We start from the raw sequence: 20165 nt of genomic DNA on the forward strand, positions 1-20165 counted from the left end.
GGGCCGTGGGTCCGGATCCCCATCCATGCGACCTGACACCGGGGAAGTGATGTCAGGGCTTCACGGCTGGGAGTCCCGATCCGCGGATCAGAAGATCCCCGGGATCACCTCCTCGTCGTTGTCGGCGAATGCCTCTTCGGCTTCGGCGTAGTAGGCCTCCCACGCGGGGGTCGACCAGATCTCGGCACGGTCACCGCTGCCGATGACCGTGAGGTCCCGCTCGAGCCCCGCGTACTCGCGGAGGTTCTGTGGGATCGTCACGCGGTTCTGCTTGTCGGGCTGTTCGGCGCTGGCCCCCGAGAGGAACAGACGCATGTAGTCGCGGGTGCGCTTCGACGTCATCGGAGCGGTCCGGATGCGCTCGTGGAGTTCCTCGAACGTCCGGGCGCTGAAGACGACGACGCACCGTTCCTGACCGCGGGTCATCACGAGACCCCCGGACAGTTCGTCCCGGAACTTGGCGGGGAGGATCACGCGACCCTTCTCGTCGAGCTTCGGGGCATGAGTACCGAGCAGCACGTCGGGCCTCCCCTCCGCTCCACCGGACCGTTGCGAGCCCCACTTTACTCCACTCCCCTCCCCAGACCCAGGCTTCTGCTCCCTTTTCGGCCCGCGACACCCCTACTGGGGGCACCAAATCCGGAATGCACCCCGCGCGGGAGACCCGACAAGCCCGGAATCATGCGGCTCGACTGCCCCGGGGCTCCCGTGGAGGAAAGTGGAGGACTTTCGCAGTCGGTGGAGCGCCTCAGGGCGCGCCGCGGGCCCGCCGCCGAGAGGTCGCGAACCGTCGGCAGCGCGGGCCTCGGGCAACAGTTCGTGCCCCCTCGGCGGCCATCACCCGGCATGTCGTGACCGCTCGCGCGCACCCGCCACCGCACCCACGCCCCGGGAACACAGAACGGGGCCGACCCGAAGGTCGACCCCGTGGAGGAGTGTGGAGCGCAGCGCTCCCTAGCTCTGGTCGTTCCGCTTGTCCCAGCGGTCGTTCATGCGGTCCATGAAGGATCCACCACCGGCGGACGGCCGAGCTGCGCCGCCGGACGCCGGCCGACCCGGTCGAGCAGGCCTGGACTTCGGGGCACGCATGCCCGGGCGCAGCGCGAAGAGGACACCGGCGAGCATCACGACGAAGCCGAGGATGCCCAGCAGCGGTGCCTTCATGACCAGGCCGACGATGACGATGGCGACCCCGGCGAGTGCACCGAGGACCCCGAGTGTGATGGCCGTGTACGTCGGACGACCCTGTCGACGTGTGACACGCGCCACGAAATCGGAATCGTTCTGGTAGAGGCTGCGCTCCATCTCTTCGAGAAGGCGCTGCTCCTGTTCCGAGAGCGGCATCTTGGTTCCCTCTGTTCCTGGGATCGACGCGGGGTTGAAAAACGCGGGTTGGGTGGACCGATTCTATGCCTCGACCACTCCACTAGGGTAGGGATCGTGGCTGAGAGTACGCGATTAGTGGACCTCGTATCGGCGCGTATCGACCGGGCACTCGACGAGCAGCGTGAACGGCTCCTCGCGATCAGTCCGGACCTTGCGCCGTTCGACCTGTACGCCCGAGACCTGCTGTCCGGCGGCAAGCGCTTCCGGGCGCTGTTCTGCTACTGGGGATGGCAGTCGGTGGCCGGCCGTTCCGGCTCGTTCGACCCGCTGGCCGAGGGGTCGCGGCAGACCACCGCGGAGGCGATCGTCACGGTCGCCGCCGCGCTCGAGGTCTTCCACGCCGCTGCCCTCGTGCACGACGACATCATGGACCGCTCGGACACCCGCCGCGGACGCCCCGCTGCCCACCGCCGTTTCGAGTCGCTGCACCAGGAGTCGGGCTTCGTCGGCGACCGCGGACAGTACGGCACGAACTCGGCCCTGCTCCTCGGCGACCTGCTGCTCTCGCTCAGCGACGCCGTGTTCGACGAGGGCCTCGCGCTGCTCGACCCGGTCCGCGCCCGGATCGTCCGCCAGGAGTTCCACGACATGCGCCTCGACGTCACGGCGGGCCAGTACCTCGACGTGCACGAGGAGACCGCCTGGCCGGTCATCGACGAGTCCGAGCATCTGCTCCGCGCCCAGCGCGTCATCGTCTTCAAGTCGGCGAAGTACTCGATCGAGGCCCCGCTCGTCATCGGCGCCCTGGTCGCCGGCGCGAGCGACTCGCAGCTCGAGGGCCTCCGCGCGTTCGGACTCCCCCTCGGGGTGGCGTACCAGCTCCGCGACGACATGCTCGGCGTGTTCGGCGACCCCGAGGTCACCGGCAAGCCCGCCGGCGACGACCTCCGCGAGGGCAAGCGCACCGTCCTCATCGCCTCGGCCCGCAAGGCCCTGCCGAGTGGCCCCCGACAGCTCCTCGACGAGCTGCTCGGCGACCCGGACCTCGACGAGGAACAGGTGCAGATGCTCCGCGCCACCCTGACCGAGTCGGGTGCGGTGGCAGCGGTGGAGCGATCGATCGATCGACACGTGCAGCGGGCGAAGGCGGCGCTCGGCGCGTCGCCGCTCACGCCGTCGGCACGCGAGCAGCTCGCGTCCCTGGCCGACACCGTCAGCCGCCGCTCCGCGTAGACGCACCCGTCGCCCGGCACGCGACCACGGACGGACGGGAGGCCCGGTACCAGCCGGTACCGGGCCTCCCGTCCGTCAGGGGTGTCGGATCAGAGCAGCGACTGGGCGATGCGGCGCACCTCGGCCTTGCGGCCGGCGCGCAGCGCGGCGATCGGCGTCGTGCCCATCGCGTCATCGACCGTGAGCATCCAGCGCACGGCCTCGTCGTCGGTGAAGCCGTTGTCGGAGAGCACGATGAGCGTGCCGCGGAGTTCGGGCAGCGGCTCGCGGTCCTCGAGGAACTCACTCGGCACGCGGAGGACTCCGCCGACGCGGGCGGCGAGCAGGGTCTTCTGCTCGAAGAGGCGGTGGATCCGACCGGGGCTCGTGCTGAACATGTCCACCAGCTCGGGGACGGTCAGCCAGCGTTCGGAGAGGGACAGGTCGTCGGCGGGTTCGGCACTCACACGCCCATGGTGCCAGAGTGACCGCCGGAGTGAATCCGCATCGTCCGTCACATTCGTCACATCGACCACATCAGACTCTCTGGTTGACTTGGGAATCACACCATGCCAGCGTTGTGCCACCTGTGCGTGCGCGCACCGATCACGCACGGCTCAGTCGACATCAGGAGATACCCGTGGACCACGCTGCAGACGAAGACGCCCGGCGCGCACGATCCGCCCGGTTCGCCACCATGCCCATCGTCCTCGCCGGTACGATCGCGATGACCGCGAGCCTGACCGGCCCCGTCGCCCACGCCGAGCCGCGGCATGACGACGCCGACGCGAACCACAAGCGCCACGTCGACCAGGACCGCAACGTCGGTGACCGCCCCGTGTTCGGCACCGCCGTCGCGCGCCAGTCGGAGACCCTGGTGCGGACCGTCGCGGCCACCGCGACGGCGCCGACGTCGTACACGGTGCGCCAGGGTGACACCGTCTCCGCCATCGCCGCTCGCTTCGGGCTGTCGGCGCAGGAGATCCTGGTGCGCAACGGACTCGGCTGGAACACGATCATCCACCCGGGGCAGACGCTCCACCTGGCGTCGACACCCGCCGTCACCACTGCCGCCGTCCGCACGTCGTCAGCAACCTCGGGCTCCGGGTCCAGCACCTCGAGCTACCACGTCAAGCAGGGCGACACCGTGTCGGGCATCGCGTCGCGGGTCGGCGTGTCGACGACGGCACTCCTCAGCGCGAACAAGCTCTCACAGCGCAGCGTCATCTACCCCGGACAGACCCTCCGCGTGCCGCACGGTTCGTCGGGCACGCCGTCCGTGTCGACCGCCGCCGCACCGTCGACGTCGACGTCGAGCGTGAAGATCACGGCGGGCGACACCGTCGGCTCGATCGCCGCCGCCCACCACGTGTCCGTCGCGTCGCTCCTGTCGGCGAACGGCCTGTCGTACACGAGCACCATCTACGCGGGCAAGACCCTCGTCATCCCGTCGTCGTCGGTGACGGCCGTCCCCGCGGTGTCCTCGGGTGCCGCCGTCAGCGGAACGGTCGGCCTGAGCGCCGAGCAGCGCCAGAACGCCGCCACCATCGTCGCCGTCGGCCGTTCCCTCGGGGTCTCCGACCGTGGCCTCGTCGTTGCCCTCGCCGCCGCGATGCAGGAGTCGAGCCTCCGCAACGTGGCGCACGGCGACCGCGACTCGGTCGGGCTGTTCCAGCAGCGTCCGAGCCAGGGCTGGGGCAGCGCGGCGGAGCTGCAGGACCCGGCGTACTCCACGAAGCTGTTCTTCGGCGGGCGGAACAACCCGAACGCCGGCAAGACCCGCGGGCTGCTCGACGTGCCCGGCTGGTCGTCCATGAGCATCACCGACGCGGCCCAGGCCGTGCAGCTCTCGGCCTACCCGGAGGCCTACGCCAACTGGGCGAGCGCCGCCGAAGGCTGGCTGGCGACCCTCTGAGCCTCATCCGGAAGATCGAGATTGGGTCACGGCCGGTGCGCCGGTGCGGCGGCGTGCAGTCTCGATTCGTAGAATGCCGCCGATGACCACCAACGCCGCCACGGACCCGATGATCGGTCGCATGATCGATCAGCGGTACCGAGTGCGCTCCCGCATCGCTCGCGGGGGCATGGCGACCGTCTACCTGGCGACCGACGTGCGCCTGGAGCGACGTGTCGCGATCAAGGTCATGCACGGGCACCTGGCCGACGACCAGGCCTTCCGTGAGCGCTTCATCCAGGAGGCGCGTTCGGCCGCTCGGCTGTCGCACCCGAACCTGGTCGGCGTGTACGACCAGGGCGCCGAGGGCGACACCGCCTACATCGTCATGGAGTACATCCCGGGCATCACGCTGCGGGACCTGCTGCAGGAGCACCACGCGCTGACGCCGGAGCAGGCGACCGACATCCTGCGCGCCGTGCTGGCCGGGCTGGCGTCCGCGCACCGGGCAGGCATCGTGCACCGCGACCTGAAGCCCGAGAACGTCCTGCTCGCCGACGACGGCCGGATCAAACTGGGCGACTTCGGCCTGGCCCGTGCGACGACGGCGAACACCGCCACCGGGGCCGCCCTGCTCGGCACCATTGCCTACCTGTCCCCGGAGCTCGTGACCCGCGGTGCCGCGGACTCCCGCAGCGACATCTACGCGCTCGGCATCATGCTCTACGAGATGCTCACCGGCGAGCAGCCCTACAAGGGTGAGCAGCCGATGCAGATCGCCTACCAGCACGCCAACGACTCCGTGCCCGCGCCGAGTGCCGCCGTGGCCGGGGTGCCGCCGGAACTCGACGAGTTGGTGGCGTGGTCGACCGCGCGCGACCCGGAGGACCGCCCCCGCGACGCCCGCGAGATGCTCGACCACATGTCCGGCAACCAGCAGCGTGCGACAGGCCAGTACCGGACAGCCGTGCTGCGCCCCGAGAACGGGACCGCGATCCTGCCGTCCGGCGGGGGTGTCGGCCCCCTCGGTGCCGCTGCCGGCGCCGCCGGCTTCGGAGCGTTCGCCGCACCGGCCAGCGCGGACGAGACCGCGATCATCGACCGGTCCGCCGACCGTGACCAGACCGCCGACCGCGGGCGCTCGCCGGCCCGCGGCCGTGGTTCCACCCCGGGCCCGCGCCGCACCGGCAGCCAGCCGGGGGTGCTCTCCCCCGCCGGTCAGCGGCTCGCCGACCAGTCGGCGAAGCGCGGGAAGCGCGGCTGGATCCTGCTGTCCGTGGTCGTCGTGATCACCCTGATCGGCGCCGGCTTCGGCTGGTACTTCGGCCCCGGACCGGGCGGTAACGTCCGGATCCCGGAAGTCACGGGCAAGTCGGTCTCGCAGGCCCGGCAGCTGCTCGAAGCACAGGGCCTGCAGACGGCGTCGAAGACCGGAACCCGGTTCGACGCCGTCGTCGCGAAGGGACAGGTGTCGACGACGAAGCCGGCGGCCGACCACGAGGTCCAGAAGGGCACGGCGGTGCAGCTCGTGGTGTCGAACGGCCCGCGGATGATCGCCCTGCCCGCGATCGTCGGGCAGCCGCTCTCCACCGTCACCGCCGCACTCGACGACGACTTCGCACTGCAGGACGACCGCTACGAGTTCTCCGCCGACGCCCCGAAGGACACCGTCATCGCGGCGACCGGCCGCGCGTCCGGCGGCAGGGCGGTCGACCTGACGACGGTGAAGGCCTACGAGGAGACCGGCGAGGTCACCCTCACCGTGTCGCTCGGGCCCGTGCCCGACGTCGTCGGGAAGACCGTCGACGAGGCCTCCGCCGCCCTCGACGAGGTCGGACTCATCCTCGGCGCCCGCACCGAGGAGTACAGCGAGACCGTGCCGGCCGGGCAGATCGTGTCCGGCGCGGTGCAGGACTCGCCCGCCGTGCGTGGCACCGCGGTCGACGTCGTCGTGTCGAAGGGCCAGACGCCGATCACCGTGCCGAAGGAGGGCGTCGTCGGCAAGACCATCAACGAGGCGACCGCGACCCTCGAGGGACTCGGCCTCAAGGTCGCTGTGCCCGACTGCACCAACATCCTGTGCGGCTTCTACGACTGGAAGTCGAAGCTGCCGGTGACCGGCACCGACCCAGGCGAGGGCGCCACGGTCTACCGCGGCGACACCGTCACCCTGTCCTACGACCAGTAAGGGCGGCGGCGGCGGCGCGGGCACGCCGGTGCGTGGCGCCTGCGCGACGCTGTGCCGCCCGTGCGTGCTGGCGCCTCCGCAGAACGTCGCGGCCAGGGCAGTGGACGCAACGGCATGACGGACGGGAGGCGCGTCGCGGCACCGCCGCGGGCCTCCCGTCCGGTACGCGGAAGCGACAGAACCCCGCGAACGTGCCGCGCGATTCCGTCGCCTTGGCGGAACCGATCCTGCGCTACGCGCGGTCGGGCTGGTGCGCGCCGAGCTCCTCGGCCACCAGGAAGGCGAGCTCGAGGGACTGCATGTGGTTCAGTCGCGGGTCGCACAGCGACTCGTAGCGGGTGGCGAGGGTGGCCTCGTCGATGTGCTCCGAGCCGCCGAGGCACTCGGTGACGTCGTCACCGGTGAGCTCGACGTGCATGCCACCCGGGTACGTCCCCACCTGCCGGTGTGCCTCGAAGAACCCGAGGACCTCGTCCACGACGTCGTCGAACCGGCGGGTCTTGTAGCCGGTGGGCGTGGTGAGGCCGTTGCCGTGCATGGGGTCGGTGACCCACAGCGGGTTGGCGTCCATGCCCTTGATCGCCTCGAGCAGCTTCGGCAGCTCGTCACGGATCTTGCCCGCTCCCATGCGCGTGATGAAGGTCAGGCGACCCGGCTCGCGGTTCGGGTCGAGCTTGTCGACCAGGGCCTTCATGTCGTCGACGCTCGTGGTCGGACCGAGCTTCACGCCGATCGGGTTCCGCACCCGCGACAGGAAGTCGACGTGCGCGCCGTCGATGTCGCGCGTGCGCTCCCCGATCCAGATGAAGTGCCCTGAGGTGTCGTACGCCATGCCGGAACGGGAGTCGATGCGGGTCATCGGGCGCTCGTAGTCCATGAGCAACCCCTCGTGCGAGGCGTAGAACTCGACGTGCTTGAGCGCCTCGAAGTCGGCGCCGCAGGCGTCCATGAAGCGGATCGCTCGGTCGATCTCCTTGGCGAGGTGCTCGTAGCGGGCGTTCGCCGGGTTCGAGGCGAAGCCCTTGTTCCAGGAGTGCACCTGGCGCAGGTCGGCGAAACCCCCCTGCGTGAACGCGCGCACCAGGTTCAGCGTCGAGGCGGCCGTGTGGTAGCCCTGCACCAGGCGGCGCGGGTCGGGCTGGCGGCTCTCAGGAGTGAAGTCGTAGCCGTTCACGATGTCGCCGCGGTAGGCGGGCAACGTCACGTCACCGCGGGTCTCGAAGTCGCTCGAGCGCGGCTTGGCGAACTGCCCCGCCATGCGCCCCATCTTGATGACGGGCATCGACGCGCCGTACGTCAGCACGACGGCCATCTGCAGGATCGTCTTCACCCGGTCACGGATGGAGTCGGCCGTGGCGCCGGCGAAGGTCTCGGCGCAGTCACCACCCTGCAGCAGGAAGGCCTTGCCCTGGGCGGCGGCGGCGAGCCGGTCCCGGAGGTTGTCGACCTCGCCCGCGAACACGAGCGGCGGGAGCGTGGCGATCTCGGCCGAGGCGGCCTCGGCCGCGTTCGCGTCGGGCCAGGTCGGCTGCTGCTTGATCGGGAGCGTCCGCCAGGAGTCGAGGCCCTCGATCACGTCCGGATCCTGCAGGGCGACGAAGTCGGTCGACTCGAACAAGGGCGTTACCTCGGTGTTCTGTGCGGGCGGCCCGTCAGGTGTGCCGCGAACCGGCACGACGGGCATCCCGGCGGGGTGCCGGGACCATCAGAGCCTAACGTGCGGGCGTCGACTTCCGTTCCCGCATGACGGCCACGCGTGCCGAGCTCGCCCGCTCCTTGACGCTGGTTGCGTAGACGTCGACGTACTCCTGGCGGCTCAGCCCGGCGAGTTCGTGCATGATCTCGTCGGTGACGCTGCGCAGGATGAAGCGGTCGGTCTCGAAGCCCTGGAACCGCGAGAAGTCGAGCGGCTTGCCGAACACCACGCCGACGCGCTTGATCTTCGGGAACCGCTGCCCGATCTGCTGGACCTCACGCGTGCCGACCATGGCGACGGGGACGACGAGCACCCGCCCCTCGAGGATCATCCGCGCGATGCCGGTACGGCCGCGGTAGAGCTTGCCGTCGGGGCTGCGGGTGCCCTCGGGGTAGATGCCGAGTTGCTCGCCGCGGGCCAGGACCTGCAGGCCGGTGCGGAGCGAGGCCTCGGAGGCCTTGCCGCCGGAGCGGTCGATCGGCAGCTGACCGATGGCGTTGAAGAACGTCTTCGTCGCCCAGCCCTTCAGCCCCCGCCCGGTGAAGTAGTCGCTCTTCGCCAGGAACGACAGCCGCCGGTCGAGCACCGCCGGCAGGATCACGGAGTCGATGAAGGAGATGTGGTTCGACGCGAAGATGACCGGGCCCGTCGTCGGCACGTGCTCGCGCCCGACGACCCACGGCCGGAACAGGGTGAGGATGAGCGGGCCGAGCACGAAGTTCTTCAGCAGCCAGTAGGTCATCGACGACTCCAGGTGGTGAGAAGGTCCAGGTGGTGGGTGGTCCGCGTGCGGTCTTGCCCGGCTGTGGGGCGCCCGGGTGTGGGGTGGCCCGACCCTACGCCGTGCGGGCGTGGATGCGGGCGAGGTCGGCGGCCCCGACGACACCGGCGTCGTTGACGAGCTCGGCGATCACGAAGTCCGGCTCCGGGTGGTACCCGCGGGCCGGCAGGTTGTTGAGGTACGCCTGCTTGATCGGGTCGAGCAGCCGGTCCCCCGCGCTGGCGACGCCGCCACCGAACACGAAGAGCTGCGGGTCGAGCACCGCGGACAGCGAGGCGCAGGCCTCGCCGAGGTGCCGACCGAGACGACGGAGGGCCGCCAGGGCACCCGGGTCGTCGGCCAGGATCAGATCGCCGACGATCTTGCCGTCCAGCTGGCCGCCGTTCTCGGCGCGGGCATCGGCGAGTGCCGAACCGATGCCGCCGGCGTCGGCGACGTCGTTGGCCATGCGCTGCAGGGCGCGGCCGGAGCCGTACTGCTCGATGCAGCCGCGGGCGCCGCACCCGCACGGCAGGCCGTTCGGGACGATGCGCAGGTGACCGATCTCGCCACCGGTGCCGAAGCCCCCGCGGAACAGGCGGTCCTCGGTGACGATCGCACCGCCGACGCCCGTGCCGATGGTGAGCATGGTCATGTCCGACACCAGCCGGCCGGCTCCGAACCGGAACTCGGCCCAGCCGGCGGCGTTGGCGTCGTTGTCGACCGTGATGTGCAGGTCGCCGAGGCGCTGCTGCAGCTTCTGGCGCAGCGGCTCGTTCCGCCAGCGGATGTTCGGCGTGTAGTAGACGATCGACTGCGAGGCGTCGATGAACCCCGGCGCTGCGACCCCCACGGCGCCGACCTGGTGGAGCGAACTGAGTCGCTCGACCATCGAGACGACGTCGTCGAGCATGGCGTTCGGGTCCGCAGCGTTGGTGGCCACGCGGTCCTCGGCGACGATCTCGCCCAGTTCCGTCACGACCGCTCCCGCGATCTTGGTGCCCCCGATGTCGATTCCGATGGCGTGCACGAGGAACGAGCCTACCGGTTCGCCGCGAAGACGCGGAACGCCCGGTGACGCGTCCTATGCTGGCTGTGTCGCCTCGGTGTTGAGGCGCACTCGATTCGAACCGGCAGACAAGGGAGTCACCGTGAACGATCAGCGTCCTGCACGCAGCAGCGCCTCCACCGGCACGTCCACCGCTGGCAGCGCCGCCACCGGGACCACGCCGTCGGCCGGGAGGCACGCCACACCGCCGAGCAGTGGTCCGGTCGCCCCGGACCACGGTTCGGCAGCGCGGCTCCTCGGCGATCGCGCCCGCCTGACGCCGGACCGTCCGATCCTGGCCCAGCGCCACGGCGACACCTGGACCACTTCCACGGCCGCGGAGACGCTCGCCCGGGTCCGCGGCATCGCGAAGGGCTTCGTCGCCGCCGGGCTCGAGCCGGGCGCGCACGTCGCGATCCTGTCCAGGACGCGCCTCGAGTGGACCCTGGTCGACTTCGCCGTGTGGACAGCCGGCCTGGTGTCCGTGCCCGTGTACGAGACGAGCTCCCCCGACCAGGTGCGCTGGATCCTCTCCGACTCCGAGACCGTCGCCATCGTGGTGGAGCAGGAGGAGCACGCGCGCCGGGTGGCCTCCATCGCGCCGGACCTGCCGTCGCTCGGGCAGCACTGGACAATCGACGGCGGCGGCCTCGACGACCTCGTCCGGCTCGGCGAGGACGTCACCGACGACGAACTGGACGCGCGGACCGCCACCGTGCACGGCCGCGACGACGCCACGATCATCTACACCTCGGGCACCACCGGCCGGCCGAAGGGTTGCGTGCTGCGGCACGACAACTTCACCGCCACCGTCGAGGGTGCGAGCGAGGCCATGCCCGAGGTCGTGGCCGACGGCGCCTCGACCCTGCTCTTCATCCCGCTGGCACACGTCTTCGCCCGGTTCATCGCGGCGATGTCCGTGTCCGCCGGGGTCCTCGTCGGCCACGAGCCGGACACGAAGGACCTGATGCGGGCGGTGTCGACCTTCAAGCCGACGTTCCTGCTCGCGGTCCCCCGGGTGTTCGAGAAGATCTACAACTCCGCCGAGCAGAAGGCCGACCTCGGCGGCAAGGGCCGGATCTTCCGCGCGGCGGCGGCGACCGCGGTCGCGCACTCCGAGGCACTGGCCTCGGGCCGGGTCCCCCTGGTGCTCCGTCTGCGGTTCAAGCTGTTCGACCGGCTCGTGTACGCGAAGCTCCGCGACGCGCTCGGCGGCCGGGTCGAGTACGCCGTCAGCGGGTCCGCCCCGCTGTCCCCGCGGCTGTCGCACTTCTTCCGGTCGATCGGGGTGCTCATCCTCGAGGGCTACGGCCTGACCGAGACGACGGCGCCCGCCACCGTGAACCGAGCGGCAGAGCTCCGCATCGGGTCGGTCGGCCGCGCGCTTCCGGGCGTCGAGGTGCGCGTCGCCGATGACGCCGAGATCCTCATCCGCGGCGTCGACGTCTTCGACCGCTACTGGCACAACGACGCAGCGACCGAGCAGGCCTTCACCGACGGCTGGTTCCGCACGGGCGACCTGGGTCGGCTCGACGCCGACGGGGTGCTCACGGTCACCGGACGCGCCAAGGAGCTCATCGTCACCGCGAGTGGCAAGAACGTCGCTCCGGCACCGCTCGAGGACCGCATCCGCGAGCACCCGCTCATCGGGCAGGTCGTGGTGGTCGGCGAGGGCAAGCCCTTCGTCGCCGCGTTGGTGACGCTCGACCGCGAGATGCTGCCGGGCTGGTGCGAGACGCGTGGCATCACGCCGGCGCTGTCCGCGCACGAGGCCGCCTACGACGAGCGCGTACTGTCGGCCGTGCAGGAGGCGATCGACGCCGCCAACGGCCGCGTCTCACGCGCCGAGTCGGTCCGCTCGTTCACGATCCTCGACACCGAGCTGACCGAGGCCTCTGGGCACCTCACGCCGAAGCTGACGATCAAGCGTGGTGTGATCCTCAAGGAGTTCGCGGCCGAGGTCGCCCACATCTACTCCGGGTCGAAGGTGCAGACGACCGCGACCCCCGTCATCGAGGGCCGGCACCGCAACCGCTCGTAGCGGGCCCGCTCGCTCCGGGCGTACCGGGTCGTTTCGGGCGTACCGGGTCGGTTCCTCCGACCAGGTACGCCCGCCGCCAGGTACGTGCGGGGGCTGGACGCAACCGCCTGGAGGCCCGGATCACGCCCGTCGGACGTGATCCGGGCCTCCAGGCCGTTCAGCGGGCGCCGGGGGCGCCTGCGGGGGTCAGGCCTCCGGCGACTGCTCCGTCGCGGGGGCGTCGAGGACGGCGGTCGAACCGGTCGTGACGGTGGTCTCGGCTGGTCGGCGGTTGGTGCGGGTGCGGTGCGAGCTCAGCTCGTCGTTCTGACTGGTCATGCGGGAGTCCTGGGGGGATGTGATGGGGTGTCGGTGGGAGGCCGACAGCAGCACGGTACCCCCTCGTCAGGACAAAGCGACAATCCCACGAAGGGGTGTCACGCGGAGTTCACCGAACGCGAACGACGTTGACCGCGAGCAGGGTCTCGTGGCCTCGGCGCGGGCGTCAGTGGAACCAGTCCTGCGCTCGGATGTCGCGCAGCGCCTGTCGACGGATCTCGGGGTCGAGCGTCATCACGTAGACGGTGCCGTCGAGGTGGTCGCACTCGTGCTGCAGCGCCTCGGCCATCAGCCCGGTGCCCTCGAGCACGACCTCGTGTCCGTCGACGTCCACGCCGCGGACCTTGGCGTGCGGGTACCGCCGCGTCGGGTAGCCGAGCCCCGGCACCGACAGGCAGCCTTCATCCATGAGCTCGGGTTCCCCGGCGACCTCGACGATCTCGGGGTTGAGGACGTACCCGACCTCGCCGTCGACGTTGTAGGAGAACGCACGGAGTCCGACGCCGATCTGGGGAGCTGCCACACCGGCGCGGCCGGGCTCTCGCACGGTGTCGACGAGGTCCTGCACGAGGTCGCGGACGCCGGGGCTCCCGAGCAGTTCGGGGCGGATCGGGTCGGCCGGAGAACGGAGGACGGGGTCGCCGAACAGGCGGATGGGACGAACGGTCAATTTACTGCAGCACCACCAAGAGGTCGCCGGCGTCCACCTGCTGGGTCACCGGGATCGCGAGTCGGCCGACGGTGCCCGCTACGGGCGCCGTGATGGCCGCTTCCATCTTCATCGCCTCGATGCTCGCCAGGGGCGCACCGGCCTCGACGACGTCACCGACGGCGACCTTGAGCGTCACCACGCCGGAGAACGGCGCGGCCACGTGCTTGGGGTCGGACTTGACAGCCTTCTCGGCCGCCTTCGTCTCGACCTCGACCGAACGGTCACGGACGGCGACGGGGCGGAGTTGCCCGTTCATCGTCGCCATGACCGTGCGGACACCCTTGGCGTCCACCTCGCCGATGGCCTCGAGCCCGACGAACAGGTCGACGCCCTTGCCGAGTGGCACGCTGTGCTCCTGTCCGGGACGCAGCCCGTACAGGTAGTCGACGGTCGGCACGACGGACAGGTCGCCGTACTGCTCCCGCACACGCTGGAACTGCTGCGTGGGCTGCGGGAAGAGCAGCCGGTTGAGGGCCTGCTGCCGCTCGGGGCCGGGCGCCTCGAGGCGCGCGCGTTCGTCCTCGGGCACCGGGGCGATCTCGAGTCGGACGTCGCGGCCGGCCAGGACCTTCGACCGGAAGGGCTCGGGCCAGCCGCCGGGCAGGTCGCCCAGCTCGCCGGCCATGAAGCCGACGACGGAGTCCGGGATGTCGTACTTGTCCGGGTTCTGCTCGAAGTCGACCGGGTCGGCGCCGACCGCGGCGAGCTGCAGGGCGAGGTCACCGACGACCTTCGACGACGGCGTGACCTTGGTCGGTCGCCCGAGGATCCGGTTCGCCTCGGCGTACCAGTCCTCGACCTGCTCGAACCGGTCGCCGAGTCCGAGCGCGATCGCCTGCTGGCGGAGGTTCGACAGCTGCCCGCCGGGGATCTCGTGCTTGTAGACACGGCCGGTCGGACCGGCGAGCCCGGACTCGAAGGGGGCGTACGCGCGACGGACCGATTCCCAGTAGGGCTCGAGATCACCGACGGCGTCGAGGGACAGGCCGGTGTCGCGCTCGGTGTGGGCCAGTGCGGCGACGAGGGCGGACATGCTCGGCTGGCTGGTCGTGCCGGCCATCGGCGCGGCCGCCACGTCGACCGCGTCGGCCCCGGCACGGGACGCGGCGAGGAGGGTCGCGAGCTGTCCGCCCGCGGTGTCGTGGGTGTGGACGTGCACGGGCTGGTCGAACCGCTCGCGCAGGGCGGTGACCAGCTTCTCGGCGGCACCGGCGCGGAGCAGGCCGGCCATGTCCTTGATGCCGATGACGTGCGCGCCGGCCTCGACCATCTGTTCCGCCAGGCGGAGGTAGTAGTCGAGCGTGTACAGGTCCTCTGCCGGATCGAGCAGGTCGGCGGTGTAGCAGAGCGCTGCTTCCGCGACGGCCGTGCCGGTCGCGAGCACGGCCTCCAGGGCTGGGCGCAACTGGCTGACGTCGTTCAGCGCGTCGAACACGCGGAAGACGTCGACGCCCGTGGCGGCGGCCTCGGCGACGAACGCATCGGTGACCTCGGTCGGGTACGGGGTGTAACCGACCGTGTTGCGACCGCGCAGCAGCATCTGGATCGGGATGTTCGGCATCGCCGCACGGAGCGCCGTCAGGCGCTCCCACGGGTCCTCGCCGAGGAACCGGAGCGCGACGTCGTAGGTGGCGCCGCCCCAGGCCTCGACGCTGAGCAGCTGCGGCGTGAGCCGGGAGACGTACGGGGCGACCGCGACGAGGTCCTTCGTACGGACGCGCGTGGCGAGGAGCGACTGGTGGGCGTCGCGCATGGTCGTCTCGGTGACGGCCAGGGCGGTCTGGGCGCGCAGGGACCTCGCCCACTCGGCCGGACCGACCGCGAGCAGGCGGTCACGCTGCCCCTCCGGCACCGGCTTCGTCAGGTCGAGGGCCGGCAGTTTGGCGCTCGGGTCGGTGACCAGCGGGGACCGCTCGCCGTTCGGCTTGTTCACCGTGACGTCGGCCAGCCAGTTGAGCACCTTCGTGCCGCGGTCCTTCGACACGTGGCCGCCGAACAGCTGCGGTCGCTCCTCGATGAACGTCGTCGAGATGTCGCCGCGGGCGAAGTCCGGGTCCTCGAGGACCGCCTGCAGGAACGGGATGTTCGTGCTCACGCCGCGGATGCGGAACTCGGCGAGGGCACGCTTGGCGCGGGACACCGCCGCCGGGAAGTCACGGCCGCGGCACGTCATCTTCGCGAGCATGGAGTCGAAGTGCGGGCTGATCTGCGTACCGGTGGCGACCGTGCCGCCGTCGAGACGAACGCCCGCGCCACCGGGGCTGCGGTAGGTGCTGATGCGGCCGGTGTCCGGGCGGAACCCCTGGGTCGGGTCCTCGGTCGTGATCCGGGTCTGCAGGGCCGCGCCGTGCACGTGGACGGTGTCCTGCGACAGCCCGAGCTCGGCCAGGGTCTCACCCGCCGCGATGCGCATCTGCGACTGCACCAGGTCGACGTCGGTCACCTCCTCGGTGACCGTGTGCTCGACCTGGATGCGCGGGTTCATCTCGATGAAGACGTGCTGTCCGCTCTTCTCACCCTCCGTGTCGAGGAGGAACTCGACGGTGCCGGCGTTGACGTAGCCGATCGATCGGGCGAAGGCGACGGCGTCGCGGTGCAGTGCCTGCGCGACCGCCGGGTCCAGGTTCGGCGCGGGGGCGATCTCGACGACCTTCTGGTTGCGCCGCTGCACGGAGCAGTCCCGCTCGAACAGGTGGATCGTGCCGGCGTCGGTGCCGGAAGCGTCGGCGAGGATCTGGACCTCGATGTGCCGCGGCCGGATCACGGCCTGCTCGAGGAACATCGTCGGGTCACCGAACGCGCTGTCGGCCTCGCGCATCGCCGCTTCGAGGGCGGCGCGCAGCTCGGGCTTCGTCTCGACCCGGCGCATCCCGCGCCCGCCGCCGCCGGCAACGGCCTTGGCGAACACCGGGAACCCGACCCCGTCAGCGCCGGCGATGAGTTCGTCGATGTCGCGGCTCGCCGGGGTGCTGGCGAGGACCGGGACGCCGGCCGCGACCGCGTGCTCCTTCGCGGTGACCTTGTTCCCGGCCATCTCGAGCACGTGCTCACCGGGCCCGACGAAGGTGATCCCTGCCGCGGCGGCCGCGGCAGCGAGCTCCGGGTTCTCCGACAGGAAGCCGTACCCCGGGTAGATCGCGTCGGCACCGGATTCGCGCGCCACGCGGATGATCTCGGAGACATCGAGGTACGCCCGGACCGGGTGCCCCCGCTCGCCGATCAGGTAGGCCTCGTCGGCCTTGAGACGGTGCAGGGAGTTGCGGTCCTCGTACGGGTAGACGGCGACGGTGCGCGCCCCCAGTTCGTACGCTGCACGGAACGCTCGGATGGCGATCTCACCACGGTTCGCCACGAGGATCTTGCTGAACACGTCGTCCCTTTCAGCCCGGGTTGAGGTGACACAACCCTAGTGGCGGTAACGTTGCTCAACGTGCATGTACTCAGCGTGAGCTCCCTCAAGGGTGGTGTCGGCAAGACGACGGTGACGCTCGGCCTGACCTCGGCCGCGTTCGCCAGGGGACTGCGCACGCTGGTGGTGGATCTGGACCCGCAGTCCGACGTCTCCACAGGCCTCGACATCAACCTCGCCGGTCACCTCAACGTCGCCGACGTCCTCGAGAACCCGAAGGAGAAGATCGTTCGTCAGGCGATCGCCCCCTCCGGCTGGACGAAGGGGTCCCAGGGCAAGATCGACGTCATGGTCGGCTCCCCCTCCGCCATCAACTTCGACGGGCCGCACCCGTCGATCCGCGACATCTGGAAGCTCGAAGAGGCCCTGGCGAACGTCGAGCAGGACTACGAGCTCGTGCTCATCGACTGCGCGCCGTCGCTGAACGCCCTCACCCGCACGGCGTGGGCGGCGTCCGACCGCGTGACCGTCGTCACCGAGCCCGGCCTGTTCTCCGTCGCCGCCGCCGACCGTGCCCTCCGCGCCATCGAGGAGATCCGCCGCGGCCTCTCCCCGCGCCTGCAGCCCCTCGGCATCATCGTCAACCGTGCCCGTGTGCAGTCGCTCGAGCACCAGTTCCGCATCAAGGAGCTCCGCGACATGTTCGGCCCGCTCGTGCTCTCCCCGCAGCTGCCGGAGCGCACGTCGCTGCAGCAGGCGCAGGGTGCTGCGAAGCCGCTGCACGTCTGGCCCGGCGAGTCGGCACAGGAGATGGCGAAGAACTTCGACCAGCTGCTCGAGCGCATCATGCGCACGGGCAAGATCGGCCCGTACGCCGACGGCGGCGCCGCGTAGGTCCCTGCACTCTGGCGGTCGGCCGAGGTCGTCGCGGTCGTCGCCCGAGTGGTCACGACATGCCGCTCACTTCCGCCGAGTGGTCACCAACTGTCGCCCGGCGGCGCCGCAGGCGACGGTTCGTGACACCTCGGCGACGCGCATGGGCCGGTCTGCGACCGCTCATGGAGAGCCGGGAGGCCCGCTCCATCCGCGCAGACACGCCCGGCCCCGTTCGCCGCGGGTCCCCGACATGCCACTCACATCCGCCGAGAGGTCACCAACTGTCGGCCGACAACGTCGCAAGCGACAGTTCGTGACACCTCGGCGACACGCACGCGGCAGGTCGTGGGACCTCGGACAGCTGGGAGGCCCGCCCCAGCCCCGGCGGACACGCCCGGCTCCGGCTCGCCTGGGGTCGAAGACATACCGCTCACGTCCGCCGAGAGGTCACCAACTGTCGGCCGACAACGTCGCAAGCGACAATTCGTGGCACCTCGGCGACACGCACGCGGCAGGTCGCGAGATCTCGGCCCGGGCCCGGCGCGAGCGAGGGGAAGCGCGGGTCAGGAAGCGCGGGAAGCGCGGGTCAGGAAGCGCGGGAAGCGCGGGTCAGGAAGCGCGGGAAGCGCGGCGAGCGGCCAGTTCGTCAGAAGGATCGGCCGCGGCGGTGGCGTCCAGCTCGACCAGGGAACTCTCGACCTCGCGCAGGACCTTGCCGACCGCGATGCCGAAGACACCCTGGCCGCGGGACACGAGGTCGATGACCTCGTCGTCGGAGGTGCACAGGTACACCGAGGCACCGTCGGACATCAGCGTCGTCTGGGCGAGGTCGGAGACGCCGGACTCGCGGAGCTGGTTGACGGCGGTCCGGATCTGCTGCAGCGAGATGCCGGTGTCGAGCAGACGTTTCACGAGCTTGAGCACGAGGATGTCGCGGAACCCGTAGAGGCGCTGCGACCCAGAGCCGGCGGCGCCGCGGATCGTCGGCTGCACGAGTTCGGTGCGGGCCCAGTAGTCGAGCTGACGGTACGAGATGCCGGCTGCCCGTGCGGCCACGGTGCCGCGGTAGCCGTTCTGCTCGTCGTGCTCGGGCAGACCATCGGTGAAGAGCAGCCCGAGGTCGTACCGGGTCGTGTCCGACTCGGTGCCAGGGATGTCGTTCCCACTCATGAGCTTGCCTTCCACGACGATCGAGCTCCCACCCGAAGCTTCAACGACGGGTTGAGAGTTGTTCCGAGGTCCACGGTAGCGACTCCGACCGCTCCCGCGCGGGACATCCGACCCGGCGCGTCCGGCGTGTCGAGGATACGCCCAACCGACTGACACACAACCCCCGCGGGAGGACCGGATCGCGTCATCCGTCGAGGCGACCGATGGCCTGGCGGATCAGGTCGGAGCGGATGATCTCGAGGTGTCCGGAGATCTCGCGCGCGAGCTCGGCGGCCTTCGCGCGTGAGGTTGCGTCTCCCCGACGGGAGACCGGCATGAGCGCCGACTCGATGAGTCCGACCTCGCGCTCGGCAGTGCTGCGGAGGGTGCGCAGGTGGCGCGGCTCGATGCCCGTGCGCTGCAGTTCGACCAGGGCCTTCAGCACGGACACGCTGTCCTCGCCGTACGTCTCGGTGGCGGGCAGGAGCGAGGCCGACACGGCGTCGGCGAGGAGCATCGGCGACGCTCCGGCGGCGCGGACCGTCTCGTCGCGGGTGTATCGACGTTCGCGCCCGAGGATCGACGGTCGGGGTGCGTCGCCGCCACCGGGCAGCACGGGCTCGCGACCGGCGTCCAGATCGGCCAGGTAGTCCTTGATGACCTTGAGCGGCAGGTAATGATCGCGCTGCAGCCCGAGGATCACCCGGAGGCGCTCGAGGTCGGCTGCGGAGAACTTGCGGTACCCGCTCGCCGTGCGCACCGGGGTGACGAGCTCGCGCTCTTCGAGGAAGCGCAGCTTGGAGCTCGACAGGTCCGGGAACTCGGGCTTGAGACGAGCGAGGACCTGCCCGATCGTGAGCAGGTCCGGTGCCGCGGCCGCAGCCCGGGCCGCAGCGGACCGTGCGGCCACTACGCGTTCGCCAGGCGCGCCAGGTCGACCCGGGAGGCGTAGAACGTCAGCCGGAACTTGCCGACCTGGACCTCGGCCCCGTCGCTGAGCAGCGCTTCGTCGATGCGGACACCGTCGAAGTACGTGCCGTTCAGGGAGCCGTTGTCCTTGACGCTGAAGCTCGTGCCGTGGCGCAGGAACTGCGCGTGCTTGCGCGACACGGTGACGTCGTCGAGGAAGATGTCGGCGTCGGGGTGTCGGCCGGCCGTCGTGACGTCGGAGTCGAGGAGGAACCGCGCACCCACGTTGGGGCCACGACGGACCACCAGCAACGCCGACCCGGAGGGCAGGGCGTTGACGGCTTCGCGCTCTTCGGTCGAGACACCGGACTCGGCGGTGAGTGCCGCTCCCATGTCCATGCTGAAGGTCAGCGTGGTGTCGACCAGCCGCTGCTCCGGGGTCTTCTGACCGCCCGGCTGCGGGACCACTGGATCTGGCATCGGTGGACCTCCTCCTCTTGGCCCACCAGCGTATCGGAAACGAGGGCCCGAGCGGCAGCCCTGAACTGCGCCTGTGGACGAGCGTCCGCGATCGGCGAACGCAGCCGGGTACGAGAACGAACGCAGACGGGCGCGAGAACGAACGCAGACGCGCGCGAGAACGGGGCAACGGGCGGACGGGAGGCCCGTGGCGGACCGGCTCCGGGC

General features: G+C 70.7%; 17 protein-coding genes. 5 read left to right on the top strand and 12 right to left on the bottom strand.

Annotated features, from left to right (window positions below):
* Positions 1–87 precede the first annotated feature (87 nt).
* Together mraZ and ITJ56_RS12005 are read right to left on the bottom strand one after the other, a co-directional pair.
* A complete protein-coding gene (gene mraZ, locus ITJ56_RS12000) occupies positions 88–519 on the bottom strand; it encodes a division/cell wall cluster transcriptional repressor MraZ (RefSeq protein ID WP_017886616.1) in 432 nt (143 codons plus the stop codon).
* 435 nt (positions 520–954) lie between these two features.
* A complete protein-coding gene (locus ITJ56_RS12005; protein ID WP_194630841.1) occupies positions 955–1344 on the bottom strand; it encodes a DUF3040 domain-containing protein in 390 nt (129 codons plus the stop codon).
* A gap of 96 nt (positions 1345–1440) precedes the next feature.
* Here ITJ56_RS12005 and ITJ56_RS12010 point away from each other — a divergent pair, with 96 nt between their 5' ends.
* Positions 1441–2559 carry a polyprenyl synthetase family protein gene (locus ITJ56_RS12010; protein ID WP_194630842.1) on the top strand — a complete coding sequence of 373 codons (1119 nt, stop codon included), beginning with the start codon at positions 1441–1443 and terminating at the stop codon, positions 2557–2559.
* 89 nt (positions 2560–2648) lie between these two features.
* Here ITJ56_RS12010 and ITJ56_RS12015 read toward each other — a convergent pair whose 3' ends face one another.
* Complete coding sequence (locus tag ITJ56_RS12015) at positions 2649–3005, bottom strand: Rv2175c family DNA-binding protein (RefSeq protein ID WP_194630843.1); 357 nt, start codon at positions 3003–3005, stop codon at positions 2649–2651.
* Positions 3006–3178: 173 nt separating this feature from the next.
* Between ITJ56_RS12015 and ITJ56_RS12020 the strand changes: the two genes are divergently transcribed.
* Both ITJ56_RS12020 and pknB read left to right on the top strand, forming a co-directional pair.
* Positions 3179–4453, top strand: coding sequence for a LysM peptidoglycan-binding domain-containing protein (locus ITJ56_RS12020; RefSeq protein ID WP_323749797.1), 1275 nt, complete (start codon positions 3179–3181; stop codon positions 4451–4453).
* A gap of 82 nt (positions 4454–4535) precedes the next feature.
* Positions 4536–6620: a Stk1 family PASTA domain-containing Ser/Thr kinase gene (gene pknB, locus ITJ56_RS12025; protein ID WP_194630844.1), complete on the top strand. Its 2085-nt coding sequence runs from the start codon at positions 4536–4538 to the stop codon at positions 6618–6620.
* A 232-nt stretch (positions 6621–6852) separates the two neighbouring features.
* Here pknB and ITJ56_RS12030 read toward each other — a convergent pair whose 3' ends face one another.
* The 3 genes from ITJ56_RS12030 to ITJ56_RS12040 form a co-directional block, all read right to left on the bottom strand.
* Positions 6853–8196 carry a class II 3-deoxy-7-phosphoheptulonate synthase gene (locus ITJ56_RS12030; protein WP_194630887.1) on the bottom strand — a complete coding sequence of 448 codons (1344 nt, stop codon included), beginning with the start codon at positions 8194–8196 and terminating at the stop codon, positions 6853–6855.
* A 136-nt stretch (positions 8197–8332) separates the two neighbouring features.
* Entirely contained in the window at positions 8333–9058 is a 726-nt protein-coding gene (locus ITJ56_RS12035; RefSeq protein WP_194630845.1) for a lysophospholipid acyltransferase family protein, read from the bottom strand.
* 94 nt (positions 9059–9152) lie between these two features.
* The gene (locus ITJ56_RS12040) at positions 9153–10106 is read right to left on the bottom strand and encodes an ROK family glucokinase (protein WP_194630846.1); all 954 of its coding nucleotides are present in this window, start codon (positions 10104–10106) and stop codon (positions 9153–9155) included.
* A 121-nt stretch (positions 10107–10227) separates the two neighbouring features.
* On the opposite strand from ITJ56_RS12040, the gene ITJ56_RS12045 reads away from it, so the two are divergent.
* A complete protein-coding gene (locus ITJ56_RS12045; protein WP_194630847.1) occupies positions 10228–12165 on the top strand; it encodes an AMP-dependent synthetase/ligase in 1938 nt (645 codons plus the stop codon).
* A gap of 186 nt (positions 12166–12351) precedes the next feature.
* Here the strand turns inward: ITJ56_RS12045 and ITJ56_RS18730 are convergent, their stop codons facing one another.
* From ITJ56_RS18730 to ITJ56_RS12055, 3 genes are all read right to left on the bottom strand, one after another.
* Positions 12352–12483 carry a hypothetical protein gene (locus ITJ56_RS18730; RefSeq protein ID WP_259362772.1) on the bottom strand — a complete coding sequence of 44 codons (132 nt, stop codon included), beginning with the start codon at positions 12481–12483 and terminating at the stop codon, positions 12352–12354.
* Between the two features lie 166 nt (positions 12484–12649).
* The gene (locus tag ITJ56_RS12050; protein WP_194630848.1) at positions 12650–13153 is read right to left on the bottom strand and encodes a peptide deformylase; all 504 of its coding nucleotides are present in this window, start codon (positions 13151–13153) and stop codon (positions 12650–12652) included.
* A gap of 1 nt (position 13154) precedes the next feature.
* Positions 13155–16565, bottom strand: coding sequence for a pyruvate carboxylase (locus tag ITJ56_RS12055; RefSeq protein ID WP_194630849.1), 3411 nt, complete (start codon positions 16563–16565; stop codon positions 13155–13157).
* Between the two features lie 60 nt (positions 16566–16625).
* Between ITJ56_RS12055 and ITJ56_RS12060 the strand changes: the two genes are divergently transcribed.
* On the top strand, positions 16626–17438 hold the full coding sequence (locus ITJ56_RS12060; RefSeq protein WP_194630850.1) for a ParA family protein: 813 nt from the start codon (positions 16626–16628) through the stop codon (positions 17436–17438).
* A gap of 591 nt (positions 17439–18029) precedes the next feature.
* Here the strand turns inward: ITJ56_RS12060 and ITJ56_RS12065 are convergent.
* The 3 genes from ITJ56_RS12065 to ITJ56_RS12075 all read right to left on the bottom strand — a co-directional run bounded on the left by ITJ56_RS12065 (position 18030) and on the right by ITJ56_RS12075 (position 19958).
* Complete coding sequence (locus ITJ56_RS12065) at positions 18030–18590, bottom strand: MerR family transcriptional regulator (RefSeq protein WP_194630851.1); 561 nt, start codon at positions 18588–18590, stop codon at positions 18030–18032.
* A gap of 184 nt (positions 18591–18774) precedes the next feature.
* Positions 18775–19479, bottom strand: a complete 705-nt coding sequence (locus tag ITJ56_RS12070; RefSeq protein WP_194630852.1) for a MerR family transcriptional regulator — start codon at positions 19477–19479, stop codon at positions 18775–18777.
* Positions 19479–19958, bottom strand: a complete 480-nt coding sequence (locus ITJ56_RS12075; protein ID WP_194630853.1) for an FHA domain-containing protein — start codon at positions 19956–19958, stop codon at positions 19479–19481. Before ITJ56_RS12075 ends, ITJ56_RS12070 begins: the two co-directional genes overlap by 1 nt.
* Positions 19959–20165 lie beyond the last annotated feature (207 nt).

Source organism: Curtobacterium sp. VKM Ac-1376 (genome assembly GCF_015351025.1).
Classification (GTDB): domain Bacteria; phylum Actinomycetota; class Actinomycetes; order Actinomycetales; family Microbacteriaceae; genus Curtobacterium.

Coding starts and splice junctions, on each gene's coding strand:
- ITJ56_RS12035 (WP_194630845.1), bottom strand. CDS start 9,058: ATGACCTACTGGCTGCTGAAGAACTTCGTGCTCGGCCCGCTCATCCTC.
- ITJ56_RS18730 (WP_259362772.1), bottom strand. CDS start 12,483: ATGACCAGTCAGAACGACGAGCTGAGCTCGCACCGCACCCGCACCAAC.
- ITJ56_RS12005 (WP_194630841.1), bottom strand. CDS start 1,344: ATGCCGCTCTCGGAACAGGAGCAGCGCCTTCTCGAAGAGATGGAGCGC.
- pknB (WP_194630844.1), top strand. CDS start 4,536: ATGACCACCAACGCCGCCACGGACCCGATGATCGGTCGCATGATCGAT.
- ITJ56_RS12075 (WP_194630853.1), bottom strand. CDS start 19,958: ATGCCAGATCCAGTGGTCCCGCAGCCGGGCGGTCAGAAGACCCCGGAG.
- ITJ56_RS12065 (WP_194630851.1), bottom strand. CDS start 18,590: ATGAGTGGGAACGACATCCCTGGCACCGAGTCGGACACGACCCGGTAC.